At 41.9% G+C, this 26,094-nt stretch carries 22 protein-coding genes and 2 pseudogenes; 18 read left to right on the top strand and 6 right to left on the bottom strand.

All coding sequences use genetic code 11. The annotated features are described in order from the left end of the window. Window positions 1-48 precede the first annotated feature (48 nt). Both astB and ATS75_RS16570 read left to right on the top strand, forming a co-directional pair. Window positions 49-1,395, top strand: a complete 1,347-nt coding sequence (astB, locus tag ATS75_RS16575; RefSeq protein WP_058561618.1) for an N-succinylarginine dihydrolase — start codon at window positions 49-51, stop codon at window positions 1,393-1,395. A gap of 343 nt (window positions 1,396-1,738) precedes the next feature. Continuing rightward, entirely contained in the window at window positions 1,739-3,811 is a 2,073-nt protein-coding gene (locus ATS75_RS16570; protein ID WP_058561529.1) for an EAL domain-containing protein, read from the top strand. A 62-nt stretch (window positions 3,812-3,873) separates the two neighbouring features. On the opposite strand, the gene ATS75_RS16565 is transcribed toward ATS75_RS16570, so the two are convergent. From ATS75_RS16565 to ATS75_RS16555, 3 genes are all read right to left on the bottom strand, one after another. After that, window positions 3,874-4,593: an SIR2 family NAD-dependent protein deacylase gene (locus ATS75_RS16565; protein ID WP_058561528.1), complete on the bottom strand. Its 720-nt coding sequence runs from the start codon at window positions 4,591-4,593 to the stop codon at window positions 3,874-3,876. Beyond that, window positions 4,590-5,612: a Kelch repeat-containing protein gene (locus ATS75_RS16560; RefSeq protein ID WP_058561527.1), complete on the bottom strand. Its 1,023-nt coding sequence runs from the start codon at window positions 5,610-5,612 to the stop codon at window positions 4,590-4,592. The genes ATS75_RS16565 and ATS75_RS16560 overlap by 4 nt, the downstream gene beginning before the upstream one ends. Before the next feature lie 62 nt (window positions 5,613-5,674). Continuing rightward, entirely contained in the window at window positions 5,675-6,304 is a 630-nt protein-coding gene (locus ATS75_RS16555; RefSeq protein WP_058561526.1) for an NAD(P)-dependent oxidoreductase, read from the bottom strand. 127 nt (window positions 6,305-6,431) lie between these two features. Here ATS75_RS16555 and ATS75_RS16550 point away from each other — a divergent pair, with 127 nt between their 5' ends. The 5 genes and pseudogenes from ATS75_RS16550 to dld all read left to right on the top strand — a co-directional run bounded on the left by ATS75_RS16550 (window position 6,432) and on the right by dld (window position 10,447). Then, complete coding sequence (locus ATS75_RS16550; protein WP_058561525.1) at window positions 6,432-7,316, top strand: LysR family transcriptional regulator; 885 nt, start codon at window positions 6,432-6,434, stop codon at window positions 7,314-7,316. A 162-nt stretch (window positions 7,317-7,478) separates the two neighbouring features. Next, window positions 7,479-7,739, top strand: a complete 261-nt coding sequence (locus ATS75_RS16545; protein ID WP_414858294.1) for a hypothetical protein — start codon at window positions 7,479-7,481, stop codon at window positions 7,737-7,739. 175 nt (window positions 7,740-7,914) lie between these two features. Next, a pseudogene (locus tag ATS75_RS16540) lies at window positions 7,915-8,298 on the top strand (DJ-1/PfpI/YhbO family deglycase/protease); the annotation flags it as partial. A 48-nt stretch (window positions 8,299-8,346) separates the two neighbouring features. Next, window positions 8,347-8,745 carry a ribbon-helix-helix domain-containing protein gene (locus tag ATS75_RS16535; protein WP_058561524.1) on the top strand — a complete coding sequence of 133 codons (399 nt, stop codon included), beginning with the start codon at window positions 8,347-8,349 and terminating at the stop codon, window positions 8,743-8,745. Window positions 8,746-8,758: 13 nt separating this feature from the next. Beyond that, entirely contained in the window at window positions 8,759-10,447 is a 1,689-nt protein-coding gene (gene dld, locus ATS75_RS16530) for a D-lactate dehydrogenase (RefSeq protein ID WP_058561523.1), read from the top strand. 68 nt (window positions 10,448-10,515) lie between these two features. Here the strand turns inward: dld and ATS75_RS16525 are convergent, their stop codons facing one another. Further along, the gene (locus ATS75_RS16525; protein ID WP_058561522.1) at window positions 10,516-10,761 is read right to left on the bottom strand and encodes a YfhL family 4Fe-4S dicluster ferredoxin; all 246 of its coding nucleotides are present in this window, start codon (window positions 10,759-10,761) and stop codon (window positions 10,516-10,518) included. Window positions 10,762-10,978: 217 nt separating this feature from the next. Here ATS75_RS16525 and ATS75_RS16520 point away from each other — a divergent pair, with 217 nt between their 5' ends. Further along, the gene (locus ATS75_RS16520; RefSeq protein ID WP_058561521.1) at window positions 10,979-11,269 is read left to right on the top strand and encodes a helix-turn-helix domain-containing protein; all 291 of its coding nucleotides are present in this window, start codon (window positions 10,979-10,981) and stop codon (window positions 11,267-11,269) included. Beyond that, complete coding sequence (locus ATS75_RS16515; protein ID WP_058561520.1) at window positions 11,259-12,551, top strand: type II toxin-antitoxin system HipA family toxin; 1,293 nt, start codon at window positions 11,259-11,261, stop codon at window positions 12,549-12,551. Before ATS75_RS16520 ends, ATS75_RS16515 begins: the two co-directional genes overlap by 11 nt. Window positions 12,552-12,629: 78 nt before the next feature. On the opposite strand, the gene yegQ is transcribed toward ATS75_RS16515, so the two are convergent. Both yegQ and ATS75_RS16505 read right to left on the bottom strand, forming a co-directional pair. After that, on the bottom strand, window positions 12,630-14,024 hold the full coding sequence (gene yegQ, locus ATS75_RS16510) for a tRNA 5-hydroxyuridine modification protein YegQ (protein ID WP_058561519.1): 1,395 nt from the start codon (window positions 14,022-14,024) through the stop codon (window positions 12,630-12,632). 466 nt (window positions 14,025-14,490) lie between these two features. Then, entirely contained in the window at window positions 14,491-15,078 is a 588-nt protein-coding gene (locus ATS75_RS16505; RefSeq protein ID WP_058561518.1) for a hypothetical protein, read from the bottom strand. A 299-nt stretch (window positions 15,079-15,377) separates the two neighbouring features. Between ATS75_RS16505 and ndk the strand changes: the two genes are divergently transcribed. The 9 genes and pseudogenes from ndk to der all read left to right on the top strand — a co-directional run bounded on the left by ndk (window position 15,378) and on the right by der (window position 25,989). Then, entirely contained in the window at window positions 15,378-15,809 is a 432-nt protein-coding gene (gene ndk / locus ATS75_RS16500) for a nucleoside-diphosphate kinase (protein WP_008111339.1), read from the top strand. 157 nt (window positions 15,810-15,966) lie between these two features. Then, window positions 15,967-17,097 carry a bifunctional tRNA (adenosine(37)-C2)-methyltransferase TrmG/ribosomal RNA large subunit methyltransferase RlmN gene (locus ATS75_RS16495; protein WP_058561517.1) on the top strand — a complete coding sequence of 377 codons (1,131 nt, stop codon included), beginning with the start codon at window positions 15,967-15,969 and terminating at the stop codon, window positions 17,095-17,097. A gap of 114 nt (window positions 17,098-17,211) precedes the next feature. After that, window positions 17,212-19,158, top strand: a pseudogene (gene pilW / locus ATS75_RS16490) (type IV pilus biogenesis/stability protein PilW). Continuing rightward, window positions 19,155-19,994 (top strand): RodZ domain-containing protein, encoded by an 840-nt coding sequence (locus ATS75_RS16485; RefSeq protein ID WP_058561516.1) that lies wholly within the window; start codon window positions 19,155-19,157, stop codon window positions 19,992-19,994. Before pilW ends, ATS75_RS16485 begins: the two are co-directional and overlap by 4 nt. Window positions 19,995-19,999: 5 nt before the next feature. Further along, window positions 20,000-21,118, top strand: a complete 1,119-nt coding sequence (gene ispG, locus ATS75_RS16480) for a flavodoxin-dependent (E)-4-hydroxy-3-methylbut-2-enyl-diphosphate synthase (RefSeq protein ID WP_058561515.1) — start codon at window positions 20,000-20,002, stop codon at window positions 21,116-21,118. Window positions 21,119-21,346: 228 nt separating this feature from the next. Further along, window positions 21,347-22,627: a histidine--tRNA ligase gene (gene hisS / locus ATS75_RS16475; protein WP_058561514.1), complete on the top strand. Its 1,281-nt coding sequence runs from the start codon at window positions 21,347-21,349 to the stop codon at window positions 22,625-22,627. Window positions 22,628-22,643: 16 nt separating this feature from the next. Continuing rightward, on the top strand, window positions 22,644-23,264 hold the full coding sequence (locus tag ATS75_RS16470) for a YfgM family protein (RefSeq protein WP_058561513.1): 621 nt from the start codon (window positions 22,644-22,646) through the stop codon (window positions 23,262-23,264). Window positions 23,265-23,273: 9 nt separating this feature from the next. Further along, the gene (bamB, locus tag ATS75_RS16465) at window positions 23,274-24,452 is read left to right on the top strand and encodes an outer membrane protein assembly factor BamB (RefSeq protein WP_058561512.1); all 1,179 of its coding nucleotides are present in this window, start codon (window positions 23,274-23,276) and stop codon (window positions 24,450-24,452) included. A 73-nt stretch (window positions 24,453-24,525) separates the two neighbouring features. Beyond that, on the top strand, window positions 24,526-25,989 hold the full coding sequence (gene der / locus ATS75_RS16460; protein ID WP_058561511.1) for a ribosome biogenesis GTPase Der: 1,464 nt from the start codon (window positions 24,526-24,528) through the stop codon (window positions 25,987-25,989). The last annotated feature ends 105 nt before the right edge of the window (window positions 25,990-26,094 follow it).

The raw sequence follows: 26,094 nt of genomic DNA, 5'->3' as shown, positions 1-26,094 counted from the left end.
ATAACTTTCACTATAGTTATAAAAACCTAAATATGTTGTCTCATTATGATTAAAGCAGTAGAAGTAAATTTCGATGGCCTTGTAGGCCCGACTCACAATTACGCAGGGTTATCATACGGTAATGTCGCATCACTGAATAATGCGGCCAGTTATTCCAATCCTAAAGAGGCGGTACTGCAAGGCCTCGCTAAAATGAAAGCCATGCATGACTTAGGCTTAACCCAAGGTGTGTTCGCACCTCATGCAAGGCCCGATGTGGATGTTTTACGCCACCTCGGTTTTAGCGGCAGTGACACAGAGGTGATAGCCAAAGCCTTTAAGGCTGACCCAATTTTGTTACGTGCATGCTATTCAGCGTCAGCCATGTGGACAGCAAATGCTGCAACCGTTTCTCCCTCCGCTGATACTCTCAATGGGAAAGTACATTTTACTGCCGCAAATTTAAATAATAAATTTCACCGTTCTTTAGAGCCCGTAACAACGACTCGCTTATTAAAAGCCATGTTCAACAATGACACCCACTTTAGTCATCATACTCATCTTCCTGAGCAAGGTTTTTTTGGTGATGAAGGCGCGGCGAACCACACTCGTTTAGCGGATGATCATGGCAGCACAGGGCTTGAAATGTTTGTCTATGGCGCCAGCGCCTTTAATAGCGCGTTACCAAAGCCCGTTAAGTTTCCAGCACGTCAAACCCTTGAGGCCTCGCAAGCGATTTGCCGCTTACATGAGCTAAAGCCAACAAGCCAAATTTTGTTACAGCAAAACCCTGATGTCATTGATCAAGGTGTATTCCACAATGATGTTATTGCCGTTGGCAATGCGAATGTGCTGCTGTGCCATGAACAAGCGTTTATCAATCAGCCGCACGCTATTGAGCAAATAAAACGTGCTTATTTAGGCGAAAAAACCCTGCATATTATTGAGGTGCCTACCGCGAAAGTGAGTATCCAAGATGCCGTTTCAAGTTATCTGTTTAACAGCCAACTGGTGAGTTTAAATAACGGCAGTATGCTTCTGGTTGCCCCCCAAGAATGCCAAAATAATAGCGCCGTCAATGCCTTTATTAATGAAATGATTTTAGCTGAGAACCCGATTAATCAAGTGCACTTTTTTGATTTAAAACAAAGCATGCAAAACGGAGGCGGACCAGCATGCTTGCGTTTACGTGTAGCACTTAATCAACAAGAACTCGCAGCAGTTAACCCTGCGGTCATCTTAACGGATGATAAATACCACCAGCTGTGTGCATGGGCCAACGACAACTACCGCGATAGACTCAGTAGTGACGACTTCGCTGATCCAAATTTATTACTGGAAAGCAGGCAAGCACTCGATGAACTAACGCAAATATTAAAGCTAGGCTCAGTGTACCCATTCCAACTGTATCGATAATGACGAGTTACATGAATGAAAGACGAGGCTGGTTTTGATTAAACTAAACACGATTAGCTTAACTAAAATAGGATGACCAAAACAATGCGACCTACAATAAAAGTACTCAATACTTTGCAGTTGCTGAAGCATGCTTGTAGCGCTCATATTTAAAACATAAAAAGTCGGTAGGTTATATATAGAGTCTACTGACTTCCCCCTCTAGCTTATTGCGTTTATTTTTAACCTATTCAGTCAGCTGAGAGCTCCATAATCCTTCTTTGTATAAACAACTGACTATGATAAATCACTTTTTTTTGTCTATGCTATAAAGTAGCTAAGTTTAATGATAGGACATCACTTAATGGCTCTGCATAATACCCAAAATTTGCCACCTGTTCAGTATGTGACTAACGACACGTTACATCAACTTTTTGATGCTATCGATTCTATCTCGGTGCAAGGCTATGATGAGCAACGCCGTGTTATATATTGGAACAAAGGCAGCGAAATACTGTATGGGTTTACTTGCCAAGAAGCGATGGACAAAAAGCTCGAAGATTTGATTATTCCAGCGCCTATGCAAGAACCGGTTATAAAAGCACACAGTGACTGGGTTAATCTAGGGATTGAAATTCCTGCTGCAGAACTCACCTTAACTCATAAAGATGGCAGTGATGTTGCGGTATTTTCAAGCCATGTCATGCTAACAAATGAATACAACACCAAACAAATGTATTGCATTGATATTGATTTGTCTGAAGTGCATAAAGCACAAGCCGAAGCGACATTTAATGCCACCATGTTACAAACACTATTTGAAGCCATCCCTGACTTATTTTTTGTTTTAGAGCACGACGGTACAATTACCGACTACCACGCAAGTGATAAAAATGACCTGTACGTGTCACCTGCGCAGTTTATTGGCAAGAAAATGGCTGAGGTACTACCTGAAAAAGTAGCACAAATGTTTGACCTGCATATCGAAAAAGCAATCACACTTGGAGACATGGTCAGTTTTGAATATGATTTAAGCATGCCTGATGGGATTTATTATTACGAAGCGAGGGTACGCTTGCTGCCCAAAACAAACCAAATAATGATGATCATTCGTGATATTACCCAGCCACACCGCTCAGCAGAGCTCATTCGTCGTCAAGCGCACTTTGACCACTTAACCGCATTGCCTAATCGTTTTTTATCCCTTGACCGGTTGTCACAGTTACTGGGGGCTATTCAAAAAAAACATGAAAAAGCAGCTGTTTTGTTTTTAGATTTAGACGACTTCAAAAAAGTAAATGACTCTTTAGGGCATGAAGTGGGTGATAAAATATTAATAGAAACGGCACACAGATTACAACAAACCCTAAAACAAAACGACACGGTAGGCCGATTAGGTGGTGATGAGTTTATTGTCTTGATCCCTAATTTAAAAAACGATAATGATGCTTTGGCTATTGCTGAGCGACTATTAAACGCATTTAGAAAGCCATTTAAAATAGAGGGTAGAGAATTAATACTCACACTCAGTATCGGCATTGCTATTTCACCAAAAGATGGAACAACAGCCTCCATGTTATTGCGCAATTCTGATACAGCGATGTATCAAGCAAAAGCGCAAGGTCGAAATACATTCTCATTTTTTACAGCGCAAATGAATGCCACTATGCAGCGCCGTTTTGAAATAGAAGTGCACATGCGCAGCGCACTTAAAAAAAATGAGCTTGAAGTCTATTACCAGCCCCAAATAAATGTAAAAACAAACAAAATTATTGGTGCTGAAGCATTACTGCGTTGGCATAACGAAAAGCTGGGTACGATCACCCCTGAAGAATTTATACCGATTGCTGAGCAAACAGGTTTGATCATACCTATGGGTATGTTTGTTATTGAACAAGCTCTAAAGTTTTTAAACGAGTGGCAGGCCATGAATAAACAAAACTACACCATGGCAGTTAATTTATCACCGTGCCAATTTAGGGATCCTGAACTGGTCAATACAATCATGCATGCATTGCATAAATACGAGGTTAAAAACGAGCATTTAGAATTAGAAATCACCGAGGGAGTATTAATGAATGGCCAAGACTCTATACGTGACGCACTAACAAAAATTGATGAACTAGGTATAAAATTGTCAATGGATGACTTTGGCACAGGGTATTCATCTTTAAGTTATTTGCGCCAATACTCGTTTGATGTATTAAAAATTGATCGCAGCTTCATTAGTGCTATCACCGACGATAAGGCTGATTTTAATTTAGTAAAAGCCGCGATTGCCATGTCACATAGCCTAGAGATTAAGGTCGTGGCAGAAGGCGTTGAAACCAAAGAGCAGCTTGATTTACTCAACACGCTTGAGTGCGACATCGCACAGGGATTTTATTTAAGTAGGCCCTTACAGGCTTCTCAGATGCTTACTTTTTCATTAACGTAGCGCTCGAGCACTCCAATATTGATAAAAGTGAGTGCTTTGGCGTGTTCAGTTAAACCCCTGTACTATCCGTTATTTTGTATGTATGCCAATGCAGTCATTGACTTGTAACTCACATTTGGATGCATAACATGAGTAGGCTCAGGATCGACGATGTCTATCGGTATATCATTACTACGTGCAATGTCCAATGCCATTTGGGTTATGTTGACACTAAACGACGTCCCCATAAATACGATTTTATCAGCATCAAGCATACGTTGTTGCGCCTCACTGATGCGATAAAGCTCCGTGTAGAACTCATCAAATAATAACACATAGGGTTTTAATGATTGGTTGATCACAGGCTGGTGGTTTTCAATTTTAAACAACTCAAGCAATGAATCATGCAAACGGCTTTCATCTACGTTATCCCAAGGGGTCGTTTGTTGTATTACCTCATCACCCTGATGATGAAACAACGTCATTTGATCAAGCCGCCCATGAATAGCAATGTAATCTTTATTCCCAGCTTTTCCGTCCAAACCATCAATATTTTGGGTAATTAAGTTTTTATCACTCAGCCAATGATGCACCTCATTAGGGCCATGGTTACGATAAGTCGCAAAACGATGGTAATACCACGCTAGAAACTCACGTGGGTTACTTTGATACATTGCTCTTGTTGCCATTTCCATTGGCGTATAATTTTTACTACCAATAGTCCAAAAGCCATCTTCACCACGAAAGGTCGGGATGCCACTGGCTGCACTCACCCCTGCCCCTGTAATATACAGTGTATTCATTGTGAATCCCTTACGGTATATGCTGACACAGAATTGATAACCTGTTGAGTGTTGTTCATACCCCCCACGATGTATAACACACCTTGGTGTTCTAATAGGCCGCGATGATCCATACTCGCAGTGTCCATTGGAGAGAGTATCTCCCAACGATTACCCTTGATATCAAAACGCCATACATGCGCACTTGCAGGCGCAGGCTTACCGTTATATCCCATCCCATTGTAATTATACGGGTTGGGTGAACCACCCAACATATAAATAAACCCATTAAAGTGCGTTGCCGCCATACGGTAATGGGCGGTACCTGTGGGGTGAGGCAGTGTTCGCCAGTCAATTTTAAGCGGATTAGTGTGATCTATCGTGCCTTTTAAACACTGAGCAACTGCTGCAAATGAGCGTCGTTTGTCTGGATTAGCTTGTGTTTTTACGCCATCACAAATCACAATTGTATTCTCACTGATTGCAGCCGCTTGGCCAAACACCGGCACCCCTAAAAATGGCGAGGCTTGTCGCCACGTATCTGTTTGCGTATCGTAAACCTGCACAAGGTTTACATTTCCATCATTATGCCAACCACTAAGGAGGTATATGTAACGCTGTTTATATTTAAGCGCAACACTATCATCAACAGGCACCGGCATAGAGGCAAGTTGAGTGTAACTGTCGTTTTTAACATCATACCGATATACATCAGGACTTGAGATTTCTGTATGGTCACTACTTACTGTATAGCCACCAAATATATACGCGTATTCCCCCATACCGATGGCTGTGCTAGCTAATCGCCCTGTCGGTTTTAAACTACTGGGAACAGGGCGTTTATTCTGCCATTGTTGCTCACCCAGCTTTAATGCCCATACTTTATTATGCACGCTGTGGTGATCTTTTTTTGCACCTAAGCCCATAAAGCTTAAAAAGTAAGGCTGCTCATTTACTGTCACTTTTGCCACAGCATTGTTTGCAACAGGCTCAGGTAAGGCAGGTAAACTTGCTAAAGCAAGTGAGAGAAGTAGGCTCATAAATATCATTCAATGATCAAATATTGATTAATAATAACATTTAAGTGCCCATGGAAAAATCCTTAATAAGCCACACTAATACGTTGATTAACATGCGCGGTATTTTGCGCTTCATCTAGCATCGCAATGGCATAATCGGTGACCGAAATTTTACTTTCACCTTGCTCATTGGTAAAAAATGCATCACCACCTATACGATATGCACCTTCACTTTTGCCCGGGTAAATAACGGCTGCAGGGCTTACAAACGTCCATGGTGTTGCTGTGCTTGTTGATCTGAAAACCTTTAATGCCTCACCCTGCGCTAATGCTTCATCTTTATATTCAGCAGGAAAATCGGGGGATGATACTAAAGTAACGCCTGGTGACACTTCTAAGCTGCCCGCACCACCAACCCACAATAGTCGCGTGTTCGTTCCAGAAAGTGCCGCTAATAAACGCTCAGCAGTACGGGAAACTATCTCATGGTTACCAGCAGCACGCCCACCAACTGAAGCAATCACCACATCTGCACCAACTAATACCTCTGCAATGTCACTTTGCGAATGTAAGTCAAACTCTTTCACTGCCGTACCATCTGTTACTTTTCCTGCATCACGCACTACCGCTGTTACATTGTGGCCGTTTTCTTTCGCTTGCGACATAATGTGACCACCAATCCAACCTGTAGCCCCTAAAATAGTAATATTCATATCTGTATCCTTAAAAAAGTATTTATCACCTGAGGAGTGTTCTCAGCTGTTGAAAACAAGTTTACTTGCATACTAATTGATGATAAATAAACCTTATAGATACAAATTGATTCACATTAAGTTACTAATGGATAAAATAACTGCAATTCAAAGCTTTGTTGAAGTTGCACGATGTAGCAGCTTTACAAAAGCAGCTGACAACCTAAACCTTAGCCGTTTACAAGTTACCCGCCATGTACAAGATATTGAGCAGTGGCTTAGTTTGCGGTTATTTCATCGCACCACACGTAAAGTCAGTTTAACCAATCAAGGCGAAGAGGCGCTTACCTACTGTAAACAATTACTCAGCACCGTATCGGATTTGCAAAGTAGAGCCCATAGCCACAATAACGAGCTAGTGGGAACAATTAGAATCGCAGCGCCTATTGGTCTTGGGCAAAACTTATTATTTGAAGCAATTGAAGCGTTTGTCGCTATGCACCCGAATACGACATTTCAACTGGTGCTCTCTGATAGCTTATCGCAATTAGTGGATGAGCGAGTAGACATCGCCCTGCGTTACACTCATCAGCCTGATGAGCAGCTCATAGCTCGCAAATTAATGTTTATAAATACAGTTGTTTGCGCATCCCCAGACTATTTAGCAAGTACAAATAAAATAACCACTCCACAAGATTTATTACAGCATAACTGCTTATTGCATAGTGGCAATTCAACATGGCACTTTCTAGGTGACAATTCAGATGAAAAAGTCACCGTAAAGGGTAATATTAACGCCAATGATATGACGGTATTACGCAAGGCAGCAATCAGAGGGATGGGAATTGCTAATTTACCTTGTGATTTAGCACAAGAATATTTAAAGACAAAACAACTGGTTAAAGTAATTCCAACCTACTCTACCCCTGGTAACCATTTATGGGCAGTTTATTTATCACGTAACTACCAACAAAATTTGGTTCGAGCATTTATTGACTTTTTAACCCAACGTTGGCAACAAGACATACTGTAACCATTATCGCCTCCCCCACACTGTGGTCATTTCAACACGGTATTAATGAAACGTGTAGTATTGACATATTACCCGTTCCCGATTTGTGTATGTTTTACTAGAAATCGACAATACGTCGGATACTTTCCCTACGCTTATTTACACACAAAAACGGAGCATAAAATGGCTAAAGTACTTATGATCACGGGTGACTTTGTAGAAGACTATGAAAACATGGTGCCTTTTCAAGCGTTATTAGCAATGGGACATGATGTTGATGCTGTATGCCCTGATAAAAAAGCCGGTGATACTATAGCAACCTCAATCCATGACTTTGAGGGCGATCAAACCTATATACCCAAGCCACCTCAAGATGCAGAATTCAGCGTTTCACAGGGGCTTAATATCAAGGCGTTACTTTGCAAGAATGGTAGTCCCTTTTAAGAATTAACAACGATGAGAGTAAGTTCCTGTGAAACGCCCAAGGGGTTGGTTTAAAAGCGATTTGTTCTGCGTTATTGATTTTAACAATAGAACCACTATTATTTGCAATCAATGCCTTGTCTAAATCACTTTTAATTCCAACTGAAACTCGCATCTTGCGGTGGTTTGGGTATACAAAAAACGTGGTCACAACTTTGCACTCAACGCGACGTTCGCCAATGTAAATGCCGCTGATTACGATGCTTTGTATTTACCTGGTGGCCGTGCCCCTGAATATTTACGTTTAAACCCTGCTGTGATTGAAATCATCCAATATTTTGCCAAGGCAGACAAACCAATCGCCTCTATTTGCCATGGCCCGCAATTATTAACAGCTGCTGGTGTTATTGAAGGGAAAAAAGTATCTGCTTACCCTGCATGCCAACCTGAAGTAAAAATGGCCGGTGCAGAATATGTTGAACTACCTATGGACGGCGCAATAACCGACGGCCAATTAGTCACTGCGCCTGCATGGCCTGCCCACCCTGCCATGTTAAAGCAATTTGTGGCATTGTTATAAGCAATACTGTTATTGCAGCCAACATCACAGCATCAAAGGATTAATTATATGTGCCAACTTTTCATCAATGCTGACAGTCGATTATGGACATGTCGTACCAAATCTTTACGCATTGATTGCGTAGTCACCTCTATTCGTCTCGAAGAGTTCTTTTGGGATATTTTAGCTGAAGTGGCGTTTCGTGACCAAATGAGCGTTAATCAAATGATCACTAAGTTATACCTTGAATCACTTGATGCTGACCATGATATTGGCAACTTTACGTCGTTCTTGCGGGTTTGTTGCTCACGTTATTTATCGCTGGTGGCTGATGGCGATATAACGCGTGAGGAGACAGCGGCTCTTAACGATATCGATGCAAAACAGGTTTTACAGCAGGAACAACTTCGAGCAACACTACGCAAAACACGCTTTAAAGACTCTCCTATAAAACCCGCTATAAACTGATCAGAGAACATACATGTCACACTTATCACTTATTGCCTCGTTAAAAGAAATCGTGGGCGCACGGTATGTACTAACCTCTGAACGCGCAACAGCCCCTTACCGTAAAGGCTTTAGAGAAGGCCATGGCCCGGCACTTGCGGTTGTAAAGCCTGCGACATTATTGCAACAATGGAATACACTACAAGCCTGTGTGAATGCGGGTGTAATCGTGATTATGCAAGCAGCAAACACAGGATTAACAGGTGGCTCCACACCCACTGAAAACTGCGACCGCAGTACTGTTATCATTAACACCAACCGCATAACCGACATTCACGTACTCCCTCGGCAACAGCAGATTATAGCCTTGCCTGGCGCTAGCTTATTCTCATTAGAAAAAGCATTAGCGCCGTTTGGACGCGTACCACATTCAGTCATCGGTTCATCATGCATTGGCGCATCAATTGTTGGCGGCGTCTGCAATAACTCTGGTGGCGCACTAGTAGAGCGAGGTCCAGCCTACACAGAACTGGCCTTGTATGCACAAATAAACGCCGATGGAACAGTCAGCTTAGTTAACAACCTTGATATTGAGCTTGGCACCAAGCCCGAGCAAATACTCACTAACTTACAAAATAAAAATTATACTCAGTCTGATATCAAAACCACCTCAAAACACGCATCCGACCGCGACTACGCCGACTGGGTTAGAAAAACAGATCAAGATACACCTGCTCGCTTTAACGCAGATCCTAGGCGCTTACATCAAGCCAGTGGGTGTGCGGGTAAACTCGCGGTATTTGCAGTGCGTGTGGACACCTTTGCTAAAAATGAGCTTGAACATACGTTTTATTTGGGCACTAACTCAAGCAGCGCATTGCAAGCTGTACGCAAAATATTATTGGAGAAAGCCACCAGCCTGCCAGTTTATGCTGAGTATTTACATCGTGATATGTTTGAACTTGCTGATGACTATGGCCGCGACACCGTATTGCTAATAAAAAATCTCGGCACTCAATGGCTGCCCAAGTTTTTTAATATAAAGCGCCAGTTAGATACTGTTTGCCAAAAACTGCCTTTGTTACCCAGAAATAGCGTCGATAAGCTCGTTTACCGCCTTAGCAAGCTATTCCCAAGCCAAACGCCAAGCAGACTAAAAGAGTGGAACGAACAGTACCAGCATCAGTTGATTTTGACGGTTAAAGGCGACGCCCATCAACCTACATTGGCGTTAATTGAAAAGGTGCAAAAAGTGCATAATGTCGCTTTGTTTGAATGCACAGAAAAAGAGACCAAATCGGCCTACTTATTACGTTTTGCAGCCGCAGGCGCTGCTGTGCAATACGCCAAAATAAATCACCACCAAGTAGAAGATATACTCGCGCTGGATATTGCCTTAAAACGTAACGACACCAATTGGTTTGAAAAGCTACCATCACATATTACCAACAAACTGATAAGTAAGCTCTATTACGGCCACTTTTTATGCCACGTATTCCATCAAGATTATTTAGTAAAAAAAGGAGAAGACAGCGCAGCAGTTAAAACCGCCCTGCTTGAGCTATTAGAGCAACGCGGCGCTGAATATCCAGCGGAACACAACGTGGGGCATCATTACCATGCAAAACCCGCTCTGGCTGATAATTACCGTAATTTAGACCCAACCAACACCTTGAATGCAGGCATTGGCGGCATGTCTAAAAAGCGTGATTACGAAGAGTGAGTTGTTGGTAATAAATCCATGTTGAAAAGCGCACAATGCTGATTAACTTCTGCACCCTGCGCTAACAGTTAGCCCGTTAACCTGACATATTTTTCAGCCAGTTCATCGATACTCTCACGATGATCTGGGTCGGGTTTTATGCAATCGATGGGGCATACACTTACACACGTTGGTTTATCGTAGTGGCCAACGCATTCGGTGCATTTATCTGGGTCTATTTGATAAATTTTAGCGCCCATGTAAATCGCTTCATTAGGACACTCGGGATCGCACATGTCACAGTTAATGCATTTACTGTTTATGAGTAAAGCCACTATTTAACCTCATTGCATATTGCTAGCATAAAATTACAGCCGCGAATTATGCACTTTATTCTCTGTTGCTTTATTGATCTCAAACAAAAAATTGTGATAGGTAATTCGCGCCACCATTATCTTTACAATCAAACAATAGACACTATAATGTCCATTAACATAAAAAATATTACTTTTTAGCTACAGTAATGTCCAAATTAATTCGAGTGAGTTTATTATCAATTATTTATTGTTAAGCGAAGGTGATGTGCAGCTGGCTTTTGCTGAGCACCTAAAAGAACGTCGCAAAAAAGCAAAAATGTCACGCGAAGCGTTAGCTAAAAAAAGCACAGTACCTGCATCCACAATAAAAAAGTTTGAAGTTACAGGACTTATTTCATTCAGGCAGCTATTACTTTTGTGGCAAACACTCGACGATTTGACTCGTTTATATGAATTAACAAAAGCGCCAACTCAAGGCAAGAATGCGCCAACGTCTATTGAACAGGTATTAAACAATGGCCTTTAACCCCATAGAAAAGCTAGAAGTAAAACGTACACTGTCAGACTCAACAGAGTTAATGGTGGGTGTACTTGCACAAAATAGGCAAGGTGTTTACTTTCAGTTCGACCAAAGTTATTTAGAGACATACGGTAACCTTTCGCCATTCTCACTCGCCTTCAATAGAGATGTTCAATTAGCACCTAAAAGCCCACATAATGGATTGCATGGGGTCTTTTCTGATTGTTTACCTGATGGGTGGGGGTTACTACTACAGGACCGTGTATTCAGGCAAAATAATATAATGCCGAATTTTGTTACCGCAATGGACCGCTTATCTTTTGTCGGCTATTCGGCTATGGGAGCATTATCGTTTACACCTGAAACTCATTATGATGGCACAAATGACGATGAAGCTGGTCTTGCTACATTAGGCCAACAAGCCCAAGCAATATTTGACGGACAAACAGAAGAAGTACTTTCTGCGTTAGTGGCTGCTGGTAGCTCCGGCGGTGCACGCCCTAAAGCCCAAATTTATTTTCCTGACAATAATATACAAGAATGTAGAACAAAACCTAAAACAGGTGATGATGCTTGGTTAATCAAATTCACATCCAAAAACCTCGCTTTAGGGCATGAGGAAGGCTTATGTGAAGCTGTGTATTTGGATTTAGCTGAACAAGCGGGATTAAACCCTCCTCAGAGATTACTGGTCCCCGCCCCAGAAGGGACCGGTGCAAAACAATGGCTTGCCTTAAAACGATTCGATAGGTTTAAATTAATCGGTGATAAAATAGGCTGCAAACATATGCATAGTGCATGTGGCTTGCTAGATGCTGATTTTCGCACACCTTCATTAGATTATGAGGACTTAATTAAAGCGAGCCGTGTTTTATGTAAATCGCCGGCCGCAGGGCAATTACAATTTCGTCGAGCGATTTTTAATTTATTTAGCTGTAACCAAGACGACCACAGTAAAAACTGGGCTTTTTTACAAGAAGATTCTGGTGAGTGGGATTTAGCACCTTTTTATGATGTCACTTTTAGCCCCCATCCCTTTAACGAGCATGCGACTTCGTTTGCTGGATTTGGAAAAAACCCGCCACTAAAAGCGATTCAAAAGCTGGCCTCTGCCGCCGGTTATGCAAATTGGAAGCAGGTACAGGTGATCATATCTGAGATATCAGAGATTATTTTCAACTTTAAAGACACTGCTAAAGCGCTAAACGTGAATAAGCAAACGATTAACTTAATAGAGCAACAACTTGATAATACGTACGCCATAAATAAGCATTTAACTGGTCGCTAATAGTATTAAGCTATCTATAAAACCTCGACGTTTACTTTACTAGCGCCGAGGTTTTAATTTTAACCGCAATGCTATAACCTAAACACTAACCACGGCTTTTTTAAACGGATTGCGGGTATCTTGGTTTTCATCAAGATTACGCATTAAGATGGCGTGTTCTAAATCAATACTTTCTGGCAGTGGTATTTTTACAACGTGGCCAGACCCTTTTGCATCAGTAATTTCCTCGCCTTTTTTGTTTTTCATCGCTTGTAGCGTGAAGTTAAAATTACCAAGCGGTGTCATCAGCTCTAATGAATGGCCAACGCAAAACTTATTTTTTACGTCAATCTGCACTAACCCATCTTCATCTCGGCCGAGCACTTCTCCAACAAACTGTTGTTTATCAGAAACTGAATGACCGTATTCGTAGTTTTGATAATCTTGATGGGCGTGGCGCTTTAAAAAACCTTCCGTGTAACCACGGTGTGCGAGGCTTTCAAGTGTTTTAAATAGATCAGCATCAAACGGCTTACCTGCAACGGCATCGTCAATTGCTTTACGATAAACCTGTGCAGTACGGGCTACGTAATAAAATGACTTAGTACGGCCTTCTATTTTAAGGCTGTGTACGCCCATTTTTGTTAATTGCTCAACATATTGCACTGCACGTAAATCTTTTGAATTCATGATGTAAGTGCCGTGCTCATCTTCAAACGCGGGCATGTATTCACCTGGGCGGCCTTGTTCTTCAAGCATAAAAACATCATTGCTTGGTGCGCCTTCACCCAGTGTTGGTATTACTGCTTTGGGGTCTATTTTGTGCACCATTTCACCGGTTTCGTTTTCAGTGCCAGGTTTAACGTCGTATTCCCAACGACAGGCATTAGTACATGTACCTTGGTTCGGATCGCGTTTATTAATGTAACCAGAAAGCAGGCAACGTCCAGAATACGCCATGCATAACGCGCCATGCACAAATACCTCAAGCTCGGTTTCAGGGCACAGTGTGCGAATTTCGCTTATTTCTTCAAGTGATAACTCGCGCGATAATATAACCCGCTCAATACCATGCTTAGCCCAAAATTTTACGCTAGCGTAATTGACTGCATTGGCTTGCACTGATAAATGAATGGGCATATCAGGCCACTTTTCACGTACCAACATTATTAATCCTGGATCAGACATGATCAAGGCATCTGGCCCCATCGCAATTACCGGCTCTATATCTCGTAAATACGACTTAACTTTAGCGTTATGCGGTGCAATATTGGATACCACATAAAACTTTTTATTTAATGCATGGGCTTCATCAATCCCAACTTTAAGGGTATCAAGATCAAACTCATTATTACGTACTCTTAGGCTATAACGTGGTTGGCCTGCATAAACAGCATCAGCACCATAGGCAAACGCATAGCGCATATTTTTTAAACTACCAGCAGGAGAAAGTAACTCTGGTACAAACGTATTTGAGGGGATAGTAGACGACATTCGCGCTCCATACATCGAACTGGGGTCAAGCCAGTTGCATGAAAAGTAAGATTTAATGAAGCGCCAGAGTCTATGGCCTTTAAGGTAGCTTTGTGTTGATCAGAATCAATCAAACCCGTCTTATTCTTTTTTTAATTATCTGAGCTGCAATAGCAAGTGAGCCTTTGCAGCTCAGATGTTAACCATACCGTGAGGTGTATATCTAAATCACCTCAATATGCAGAATTCAGCGTTTCACAGGGACTTAATATCAAGATGTTACTTTGCGAGAATGGTAGTCCCTTTTAAGAAATAATAACGATGAGAGTCAGTGCCTTTGAAACGTCCAAACGGTTGGTTTAAAAGCGATTTATACTGCGTTATTGATTTTAACAATAGAACCACTATTACTTGCAATCAATGCCTTGCCTAAATCACTTTTAATTCCAACTGAAACTCGCATCTTGAGGTGGTTTGGGCATATAAATTAGTTAGAAAGCAAAATCTCGGGGGTCTCTATTAAAAACTGCTTTCCGTTGTCTAGGCTAATTTCAATATAAAACACATGGCTGCTTTCAAATTCGGGCGCAGTATTTAGCGTAAAATTAAAGTACCTTTGCATCATAATCGGCAATAATTCTCGCACTTTTGCAATTGTTACAGCTTCTTGGCGGTTCTCAATATTAAATTCAATGACGCTAAACACATTGTTTAAACTGCTCCCTGCAGCTAAGTCAGTATTAAAGTCAGCAGACGAATAAATATTAAGCTGGGTTAATTTATTATTTGCTGGGATTACTACAGGCAAAGTTATGCAGTTTTCAGCATAAGTTTTATTTTCATCAAATTCGTCACCGGAACTATAAACATTGGTCCCTGTGGCCTCAAATGATACGTTAATCTTGTCGTAAGAAATCAAAGTATTTGCTTGATATTCACCATTGTTAACTGCTACTTCAATTTCGTTTATATCAATCGCTATCGGTGTAGGCGGGCATTCTAATGTAGCCTCGTTGTCTGAACCGCACGCTGCAATTAAACCGGCTAACAGTGCAATTACTAATAACTTTTTCATTTTAATTGAATCCTTGTTTAATAGGAAAAAATTCCTATGGAGCTATTATGTATACAACACACTTCCATCCCCAGCAACAACCAAGCTTTAAATTAACAAGTCAGCACAAATGGTAACAACAATTAACAAAGCGCCATCAGAATCAAACCAGAAAACTAAAATCTTTCCCTTGTTTTTTTTCGATGGTCTAATTGTCATTTTTCGAGTATTTAATAACGCTAGGCATTTTGCTATAAAACGCGTATAATTCGCGCCCGTTAATATTCACACTTTTACTTAAAAATTATTGGAGCATAAAGATGGCTTTAGAGCGTACTTTCTCAATCGTAAAACCTGATGCAGTAGCTAAAAACCACATTGGCGCTATCTACAACCGTTTCGAAACTGCTGGCCTTAAAATCGTTGCAGCTAAAATGGTTCACCTTTCACAAGAGAAAGCTGAAGGTTTCTATGCTGAGCACAGCGAGCGTCCTTTCTTTGGTGCTTTAGTTTCTTTCATGACATCTGGCCCAGTAATGGTTACCGTTCTTGAAGGCGAAAACGCTGTTCTTAAAAACCGCGAAATCATGGGTGCTACTAACCCTGCTGAAGCACTAGCTGGTACTTTACGTGCAGACTACGCTGATAGCATCGACGAAAACGCTGTTCACGGTTCTGACGCTGTTGAATCTGCTGCTCGCGAAATCGCGTACTTCTTCGCTGACGAAGAGCTTTGCCCACGTACTCGTTAATTTGAACGCGTTAAGCAAAATAAAAAGGGCTTTCGGGCCCTTTTTTTAGTGATTAGCTAAGCAATTAACAATGTTTACCTAATGACTAAACTGGTCGAATTGTGTACAATTCATCCCCGTAAATTTTATCACCACCGTCACTGATTGAGGTTGTTTCATGACCGAGCAAAAAAAGATTAACTTATTAGATTTAAACCGAGATGCAATGCGCGAGTTGTTTGTGTCATTCGGTGAAAAGCCATTTCGTGGCGATCAGGTGATGAAATGGATTTATCATTTTGGTGTCGATAACTTCGACGACATGAGCAACGTTAATAAAAAACTAAAAGAAAAACTAAAAAACGAATGTGAAATTGTCGCGCCAGAAATTTCAGTACGCCAACAAGCAAGTGACGGCACTATTAAATATGCGCTAGTGCTTGATGGCGGCCAAGAAGTTGAAGCCGTGTGGATCCCAGAAAAAGAGCGAGCAACCTTATGTGTATCATCACAAGTTGGCTGCGCTCTTGAATGTACTTTTTGCTCAACAGCACAACAAGGCTTTAACCGTAACCTAAAAGTGTCAGAAATCATTGGCCAAGTATGGCGCGTAGCCAAAGACATCGGCCTTGATGGCAACAGTGAAAAACGCCCAGTGACTAACGTGGTAATGATGGGCATGGGTGAGCCACTACTTAACGTTAAAAATGTAGTTCCTGCAATGGAACTGATGATGGACGATTGGGGTTTTGGTTTATCTAAACGCCGCGTAACGTTAAGCACGTCAGGCGTAGTACCTGCACTTGATTTATTAAAAGAAAAAATCGACGTTGCTTTAGCAATTTCATTGCATGCGCCAGATAACGCATTACGAGATGTGTTAGTGCCTATCAATAAAAAGTACCCAATTGAAGAGTTTTTAGCTGCCTGTCGTCGTTACATTGATGGCTCTAAAGCCAACAAAGATGTCACTATTGAATACGTTATGCTCAATGGTGTGAACGACAGCACCGATCAAGCACACGCGCTGGTTAAAACGCTTAAAGGCACGCCATCTAAGGTTAACTTGATCCCATTCAACCCTTTCCCAGGTAATGAATACACCCGTTCAAGCAACAGTCGAATAGACCGTTTTTCTAAGGTGTTACAAGCTGGCGGTATTACGTGTATTGTACGCCGTACTCGAGGGGACGATATCGATGCAGCTTGCGGTCAATTAGCGGGTGATGTGGTTGACCGTACTAAACGTATGGCAAAGAAAAAAATGCGTGATGAAAATGCAATTTCGGTAAATATCCAGCAAGCTTAAGCGAACTAACCTCTAAAGTACTTGTGTTTAAGCATTAAAATTTGAAAAAGTTGATGCAACACAAGTGCTTTTCGGTAAGATAGGCTGATATGGATAATAATAAGAGATAAGGTAATGCGATCTTTACTTGCTTTAACTGTTAGTCTGCTTGCCCTCGGCGGGTGTGTTACTGAAAACAGTTATGAAGGCAATGATAAACCCGTTGTCGAAAACACTATCAATAATACTGGCGCAGCGCGCACTCGTATTGCACTTGCATTAGAATACCTCAATACCGGCAACAGCTCTCAGGCCAAGTATAATCTAGAACGTGCAGCGTCATTTGCACCAGACTTACCTGAAGTCCATTATTCCTTTGCTTATTATTATCAACAAGTCGGTGAAGACACCCTCGCGGATAATGCCTATCAAAAAGCGCTAAAAATTAACCCCAATGATCCAAATACCCGTAATAACTATGGGGTATTTTTATGTGGTATTAATGAATACGATCGTGCCACAGAACAATTTATTAAAGCCATTGAAATCCCAAGTTACATCCGCGTTGCAGAAAGTTATGAAAATTTGGCGTTATGTGCAATTGAATTCAATGACTTTGAACAAGCTGAAAAGTACTTTCGCTCGGCGATCAAGCACAGCTCTATGCGTGCATCTTCAATTATCAGCTTGTCTGCATTGTACTATGCAAAAAGTGATTTACATAAGGCGTAAGAATTACTGACTCGGTATGAAAAATCAGGCCAAGTTTCGCCACGTTCATTACTTTTAAACTATTTAATTGAGCAACGCATGGGTCATATTGAAAAAGCTGAAGCCACTGCTGCAACCATATTACAAACCTACCCAGTATCAAGTGAAGCGGTGCTAATTCGCGAGCAACGTTTTAAACAAAGTGAATTTGAAATTCTGCGATTTAAGTATCGCCAAGCAAAACTTGATGAATTTAAGTCTGAAACCTCATCTGGAATGGTTAGCGCAAACCCACAAGTACGTATTGTAAAAAAGAAAAAAGCGCCTAGGTTCAAATCAACAAAAGAAAAGCAAATTACTGAGCCTGTACAAACAGCACAAAATAGCGCCCTTGAACGCCCTGCGGCAGAAATGACGGCCTCAAATGCTAACATACAAGCAAATATAACCAGTAAAGCGTCACAAACAAACGACGCCACCGTAGTAAAAACAACGTTCGTGCCGGCTAATATTAATATCGAGAGCCCCCCCGTTGATACCCTCGCTGTATTGGGCGCATTAACAACTGCAGCGACAACCACCGATGTGGTTCTGCAGACAAACAAGCCCGTTACAACAAAAGCAAATAACAATGCCCAAGCTGTTTTGTCTGCGTTGTCGGTGGTTGATTCACGCAATGAAAATCAAGTGGCTGTACCCGCAAAAGAGGGTTTTTTCACTTCAAAAGTTGAGACATTAAGTGTTGCAAGTGCATCACCAACTAAGCCAACCACACTTCAACCCACGCGCACAGCTGAGAAGCCAAAAGATGGGGTTAAAATTGTGTCATTTGGTGCACCAAAAACTGAACAAATGCTAAGTACAAAAACGAATGTCAATGCAACACAGCCGAGTCAAAATGGTAATCAATCAGCAGGTGAACAAGTTGAGTTTTATCAACCAGTAAAAAATGCAGCAGTATTTGCATCGCGAAATAGTCGCCAAGCTACAGTGCAATTTAATAATAGTGCGCCTGTCGATGAAGCACCTTTGTTAAACTCACGGTTATCGCCTCCTTCTATTCCATTTCATGTTTTACAGGCTGGTGAAAACCTATTTAGCATTTCAGTACGATACAATGTTAGACTACAAAAATTACTCCAATGGAATGGGTTAAGAGAATCTGATCGACTGGTCAATGGAACTAAAATTTACCTTAATGACCCCAATATTTATTATAAAATAAACGCAGGTGATACGTTGTATAGTATTGCCACAGAGCGTCGCTTGTTAATTGATCAGTTAATGCGATGGAATAAATTAAGCCCAGATATTGCTCTCAAACCTGGGCATAGACTCTTACTAGTGGATCCCGAATCATACGCATTATGAATGATGAAAATACAGAATCAACTCAGCCTAGCCTCGGCCAAACATTAAAAACAGGGCGTGAAGTGGCAGGTGTAAGCCTTGAACAACTGGCAAAAACCTTAAAGCTATCGGTGTTGCAATTACAGCATTTAGAAAATGATGAACATCATTTATTAGGCCCAGCAACCTTTGTTAAAGGGTATGCTAAGTGTTACTGCCGCGAGTTTAATTTAGATAATGACACTGTCATGGCACTGTTTCCTGAGAATCAGGAAACAGTAAAAAAATCTAAAATGCAAAGCTTCTCCAAGCGCACCGAAAAAGAAGCGCATGACAGTCGATTAATGCTGGTTAGTTACATTATATTAGCGATTGCAATTGGCTCCTCTGCATTGTGGTGGTGGCAAAACTCAACACCATTAAACCAACAAACCGTAACCAAACCGGTTATTGATTTAAGCACACAAGACATAACGCAAACACAGTCGCAACCCGTTAACACTGACGACCAGCAAATCGAACTCGTTCAGCCTGAAACAAACACCCCTGAACAGCCAATACAAATGCGTGAAGAGCCTGTCTCTGAGCCAGTGCAACAAGAACAAAATGGCTTAAGTACGGTCGTAATGTTGTTTAATGAAGATAGCTGGGTCGAAATACACGACGGTGAAGGCGAAAAAGTCGCTTTTGGCGTAAAAAAAGCAGGGTATGAAATGACCGTAACAGGCACACCTCCTTTTTCAGTGGTATTAGGGAAACACCAAGTAGTTGAAATCACACTCAATGGTGAAGCCATCGATATTTCGAATTTTCCTAAAAATCGTTTAGCCAAATTTAATTTACCCTTAGCAGAGTAGTCGCTATGTTTTCAGAATCTCCAATCAAACGCAGAAAATCAACTCGTATCAATGTCGGTCATGTCCCCATTGGTGATGGTGCACCTATTGCCGTGCAGTCAATGACCAACACGGACACCATGGATATTGATGCCACGGTTGCACAAATTCAAGCTATACAAGATGCAGGGGCCGATATTGTTCGTGTATCCGTACCAACAATGGCCGCGGCAGAAGCATTTAAAAGCATTAAAGAACAAGTGACTATTCCACTTGTAACCGACATTCACTTTGATTACCGCATCGCATTAAAAGTCGCGCAATATGGCGCTGATTGCTTGCGTATTAACCCCGGTAATATCGGCAGTGAAGACCGTATTCGAGCGGTGGTTGATTCCGCACGCGAACACAACATTCCTATTCGTATTGGGGTAAATGGCGGCTCTCTAGAGCGAGATTTACAAGAAAAATATGGTGAGCCAACACCTGAAGCACTCCTTGAATCGGCTATGCGCCATGTGGATATACTGCGCCGTTTAGACTTTGACCAATTTAAGATTTCCGTTAAAGCATCCGATGTATTTTTAGCCGTAGGCGCATACCGTTTGCTGGCTAAAGAAATCGACCAACCACTGCACTTAGGGATTACTGAAGCGGGCGGTATGCGTTCAGGTTCAGTAAAATCTGCGGTAGGTCTTGGCATGTTACTGGCCGAAGGCATTGGTGACACATTACGCGTATCACTCGCAGCAGATCCAGTACAAGAAATTAAAGTCGGTTTTGATATTTTAAAGTCATTGCGCATTCGCTCTCGTGGTATCAACTTTATCGCCTGCCCGAGCTGTTCACGTCAAGAGTTTGATGTAGTAAGCACCATGAATCAACTTGAAGAGCGCCTTGAAGATATCATTGAGCCAGTCTCGGTGTCAGTTATTGGCTGTGTTGTTAACGGACCAGGCGAAGCTTTGATCAGCGACATTGGCTTAGCCGGTGCTAACCGCCGCTCTGGTTTATATATCAATGGCGAACGCCAAAAAGCCCGTATTGATAATAATAATATTGTTGATCAGCTTGAAGGCTACGTGCGTGATTTTATCGCGCAAAAAGAGAAAGAGACACCAATCGACATTAAAATAGTCGAATAAATACCGTATATAGCGGCAAATTCGCTTGTTTGCCGTTTACCTTTACAGCGAGGCGGTTAAATTTTAGCAATAGAATCACTATTGTTTGCAATCACCGCCTTGACTAAAGTGCTTTTAATTCCAACGATGCTCGCATCTTGGGGTGGTTTGGGTATATAATAGCGGGTCAATTTTTAGCATTTTTGTTGTCGCACCCCTGTGCGCAAATACAGTTTTTAGGATTTATCAGTGGCAAAACAAATTCAGGCAATACGTGGAATGAATGATTGTCTGCCGGGCGACACGCAAGTTTGGCAGAAAGTAGAAAGCACCTTACGCGAGACAGTCGCATCGTTCGGTTATCAAGAAATTCGTTTTCCAATTGTTGAGTCAACCGATCTTTTCAAACGCTCTATTGGTGAAGTAACCGATATCGTAGAAAAAGAAATGTATACCTTCGCTGATAACAATGGCGACAGCCTTACCCTTCGCCCAGAAGGCACTGCTGTATGTGTGCGTGCAGGTAACCAAAACGGTTTACTGTATAACCAAGAGCAGCGCTTATGGTATATGGGCCCAATGTTCCGACACGAACGCCCTCAAAAAGGCCGTTATCGTCAATTTCACCAATTTGGTCTAGAAACCTTCGGTATTGCAACAGCCGACATCGATGCGGAAGTCATCTTACTCACTGCACAGTTATGGAAACAGTTTGGTATCAGTGAACATGTTCGCTTAGAACTTAACTCACTGGGTTCAAATGAAGCTCGTGCACAGTATCGTGATGCACTAATTAGCTATTTAGAACAGCATGTTGACGTACTAGATGAAGATTCTAAGCGCCGTATGCATTCTAACCCATTGCGTGTGTTAGACAGCAAAAACCCAGATGTTCAAGCTATTTTAATTAATGCCCCAAAACTGTCTGAACATTTAGATGCTGAATCAAAAGAACATTTTGAAAATTTATGTGAACGTTTAGACGCCGCTGGCGTCATATACACGGTAAATGAACGACTGGTGCGTGGTTTAGATTATTACAACCGCACAGTATTTGAATGGGTTACCGACAGCCTAGGCGCGCAAGGCACAGTATGTGCTGGCGGTCGTTATGACGGCTTAGTAGAGCAACTAGGTGGTAAAGCATCACCCGCTGTTGGCTTTGCCATGGGTCTTGAGCGTCTGGTATTACTGTTACAAGCATTAGAGTGTGTAGGTGACATTCGCCGCAACGCTGATGTATATTTGGCTGCAATGGGTGACAAAGCAAGTATTCAAGCCCCACTTATTGCTGCACAATTGCGTGCTGATGTTCCAGGACTAAGAGTCATGGTTCACGCTGGCGGTGGTAACTTTAAAAAACAGCTTAAACGCGCAGATAAAAGTGATGCGGTTGTAGCACTGATTATCGGTGAAGATGAATTAGAACAAGGCGTAGTGACGGTTAAATATTTACGTGAACGTAAAGAACAAGTCACCTTAGAATTAGAACAAGTTAAAACGCTTTTAGCTGAGCTAGTACAAAGCTAAAACACTAGAGGTAATAATGGATATTTATTCAACAGAAGAACAACAAGCAGAAGCAATTAAACGATTTTTCCGCGAAAATGGCGTATCACTTGCGCTCGGTATTGTTATTGGTCTAGGTGGCTTATATGGCTGGAAAGCGTATAACCAAAACCAAATTACGACTGCAGAAAGCGCATCTGATGCTTACACAAAACTAGTAGAAAATGGTGAAGTACTGGGCGCTGCCGATACATTTATTGCTGAAAATAAAGACTCTAATTACAGTGTGCTTGCCTCGTTTGTTGCTGCAAAAGAAGCGGTAGAACAAGGCCAACTTGACGTAGCAAGCGAAAAGTTAAGCTGGATTATTGCAAATGTTGACAATGCTGACTTAAAAGCAACGGCAACAACACGTTTAGCGCGAGTACAAGTGGCACAAAAGCAGTACGATGAAGCATTAGCCACATTAGACAAAGCACAAAATGAGGCATACAAAGCGGCTGTTGCTGAAATTAAAGGTGACATCCATTTAGCACAAGGTAATGCTGAGCAAGCACGCGTTGCTTATCAAACAGCAGCCGATGCAGGTGGCCTTGAAAACAACCCATTATTGCAAATCAAGCTCGATGACTTAGCAGTATCTAGCCCAGCGGCATAAGGGGTTACAATGAAAAAGTTAACAGCGGCAAGTATTGCTTTATGTATGGCGACCCTGGTCGGTTGCTCATCAAGTGATGAGGAAGAAGAACTTGTATTGCCTGAAATCGTTAATCAATTTGAAACGAACGTTGTGTGGCAAGAAAGCATTGGTGATGGCGTAGGACATTATTTTTCACGCTTAACACCAGCAATCTACAAAGATCAGGTTTTTGTTGCCAGTCGTGACGGTGATATTGAAGCACTCTCAGTGGAAACTGGCGACACGATCTGGAATACGGACGTTCGTGATAATTCAACGTTTTGGCCGTGGGAAAGTGATATCAGTGCTAAATTGTCTGGTGGTATACTACAAGCATACGGCAAATTATTTGTAGGTTCAGAGCATGGTTATTTAATTGCGCTTGATCGAGAAACCGGTGAAGTCGTATGGCGTAAAAACGTACCTGGTGAAATACTTGCTGCTCCTGCTGCCGGTGATGGTTTAATTTTTGTTAATTTAGGTTCGGGCAAACTACTTGCGCTTCACCCTGATACCGGTGAAGAGCGTTGGAGTCACGAGCAAGAAGTACCCCCACTGACACTTCGCGGCCAAAGTTCACCGACTGTAGCGAATGGGGGCGTGCTTGTTGGCCTTGAAACTGGCAAATTAAGCGTGCTTATTTCTGAAAGTGGCTATTCTGCATGGAGTGCTGAAATAGCAACACCAAAAGGTTCATCTGAGTTTGAACGCCTTGTTGACGTTGACACTCGTCCACTCATTAGCGGCCCATACGCCTATGCTATCGCCTATAATGGTAACTTAGCAGCCGTTGATATTCGTTCTGGTAATATAGTGTGGAAACGTGAATACAGTAGCTATCGTGAAATAGCGATGGATGCATTAACTATCTATGTTGTTGATAGTGATGGCGTTGTATACGCATTAGATAAAACCTCTGGCATTGAACGCTGGAGTCAGCCAGCCCTTCGTGGTTGGTATTTAACAGGGCCTGCGGTAGCAGGAAATTATTTAGCGTTAGGTGACCAAGAAGGTAACTTACACTGGCTAAATAAAGAATCAGGCGAGCTTGTATCGCGTGAAGACTTTGACAGCTCAGGCTTTTTTATTGAGCCCATTGTTGTAGACGATAAACTGATTTTATACACCCGAGATGGTGAAGTTAGTGCGGTAACCATACCTAACTAACATACTAATCTACATGTATTTTTATAAGGCTTCGCACTGCGAAGCCTTTTGTTGTTTTTTAAAGAGGTAGTTTATGCTTCCCGTGATCGCTCTAGTTGGGCGACCCAATGTGGGCAAATCCACATTATTTAACCGTTTAACACGTACTCGTGATGCACTCGTAGCCGATTTTCCAGGCCTAACACGAGATAGAAAATATGGCCAAGCTAACTATGATGGCTATGAATTTATCGTGGTAGACACGGGCGGTATTGATGGTTCTGAAGAAGGCATTGAAACCGAAATGGCCGATCAGTCGTTACTCGCGATCGAAGAAGCCGATATCGTATTATTCTTAGTTGATGCCCGCGTTGGTATGACGGTTGCCGATCAAGCCATTGCAAATCACTTACGTAAGCAAGAAAAGAAAAGCTTTGTTGTTGCCAATAAAACTGACGGTATTGATGCAGATTCAAATTGTGCTGAATTCTACCAATTATCACTCGGTGAAGTGCACCATATTGCTGCAGCTCATGGCCGTGGTATTACCTTGCTGCTTGAGCACACATTACAGCCAGTAATCGCTCAGCTCAGTGCTGAGAATGACGACGGTGAAGACAATGATGACGAACTCGTTGATTTATATTCAGAAGAAGACGGTGAAGCAGAACAACAAGCGTTTGCTGATAAGCCTGTAAAGCTTGCGATAATTGGTCGCCCTAACGTTGGTAAATCAACACTAACCAACCGCATACTCGGTGAAGAACGTGTTATCGTTTATGATATGCCGGGTACGACTCGTGACTCGATTTACATTCCCATGACGCGTAATGATAAAGAGTACGTGTTAATTGATACCGCCGGTGTTCGTAAACGTAAAAAAGTAAGCGATGTCGTTGAAAAGTTTTCAGTAATAAAAACACTGCAAGCAATCGAAGATTCAAACGTCGTATTGGTTGTTGTTGATGCACGCGAAGGTATTTCAGATCAAGACTTAAGCTTACTTGGTTTTGCACTGAATTCTGGCCGTTCATTAGTAATTGCTGTAAACAAGTGGGATGGCTTAGATAACTACGTCAAAGATCGCATCAAATCAGAGCTTGATCGTCGTTTAGGTTTTATTGACTTTGCACGTATCCACTTTATTTCTGCGTTACATGGCACGGGTGTTGGTCATTTATTTGAATCTATTGATGAAGCGTACGAGTCAGCGACTAAGCGTATTAGTACTGCTATGTTGCGTCGTATTATGGACATGGCACAAGCAGACCACCAGCCACCACTTGTACGTGGCCGTCGTGTTAAACTTAAGTATGCCCATGCCGGTGGTTACAACCCACCACGTATTGTCATCCACGGCAACCAAGTCCACGATTTGCCTGATAGCTACAAACGCTATTTGATGAATTACTACCGTAAAGCATTAAAAATTATGGGCACGCCAATCAAAATTGAATTTAGAGAAGGCGACAACCCATTTGCTGGGCGTACAAACAAAGTGACGCTTTCGCAAAAACGTAAGATCCGCGCGTTTAGTAAAGAAAACCGTAACAAATAATAGCGCTTTCGTGCGCAATTTAAAAACCTTGCAGGGTAAACCCGCAAGGTTTTTTTATGAATAAAATTAATAGTTTAGTATTTTATTTTTCGCAAATGCGCTAAA

Origin of the sequence: Pseudoalteromonas sp. H105, assembly GCF_001469215.1 — a bacterium.
In the GTDB taxonomy this organism is placed as follows: Bacteria; Pseudomonadota; Gammaproteobacteria; order Enterobacterales; family Alteromonadaceae; genus Pseudoalteromonas.
This window is presented reverse-complemented; position numbering and strand designations above follow the sequence as displayed.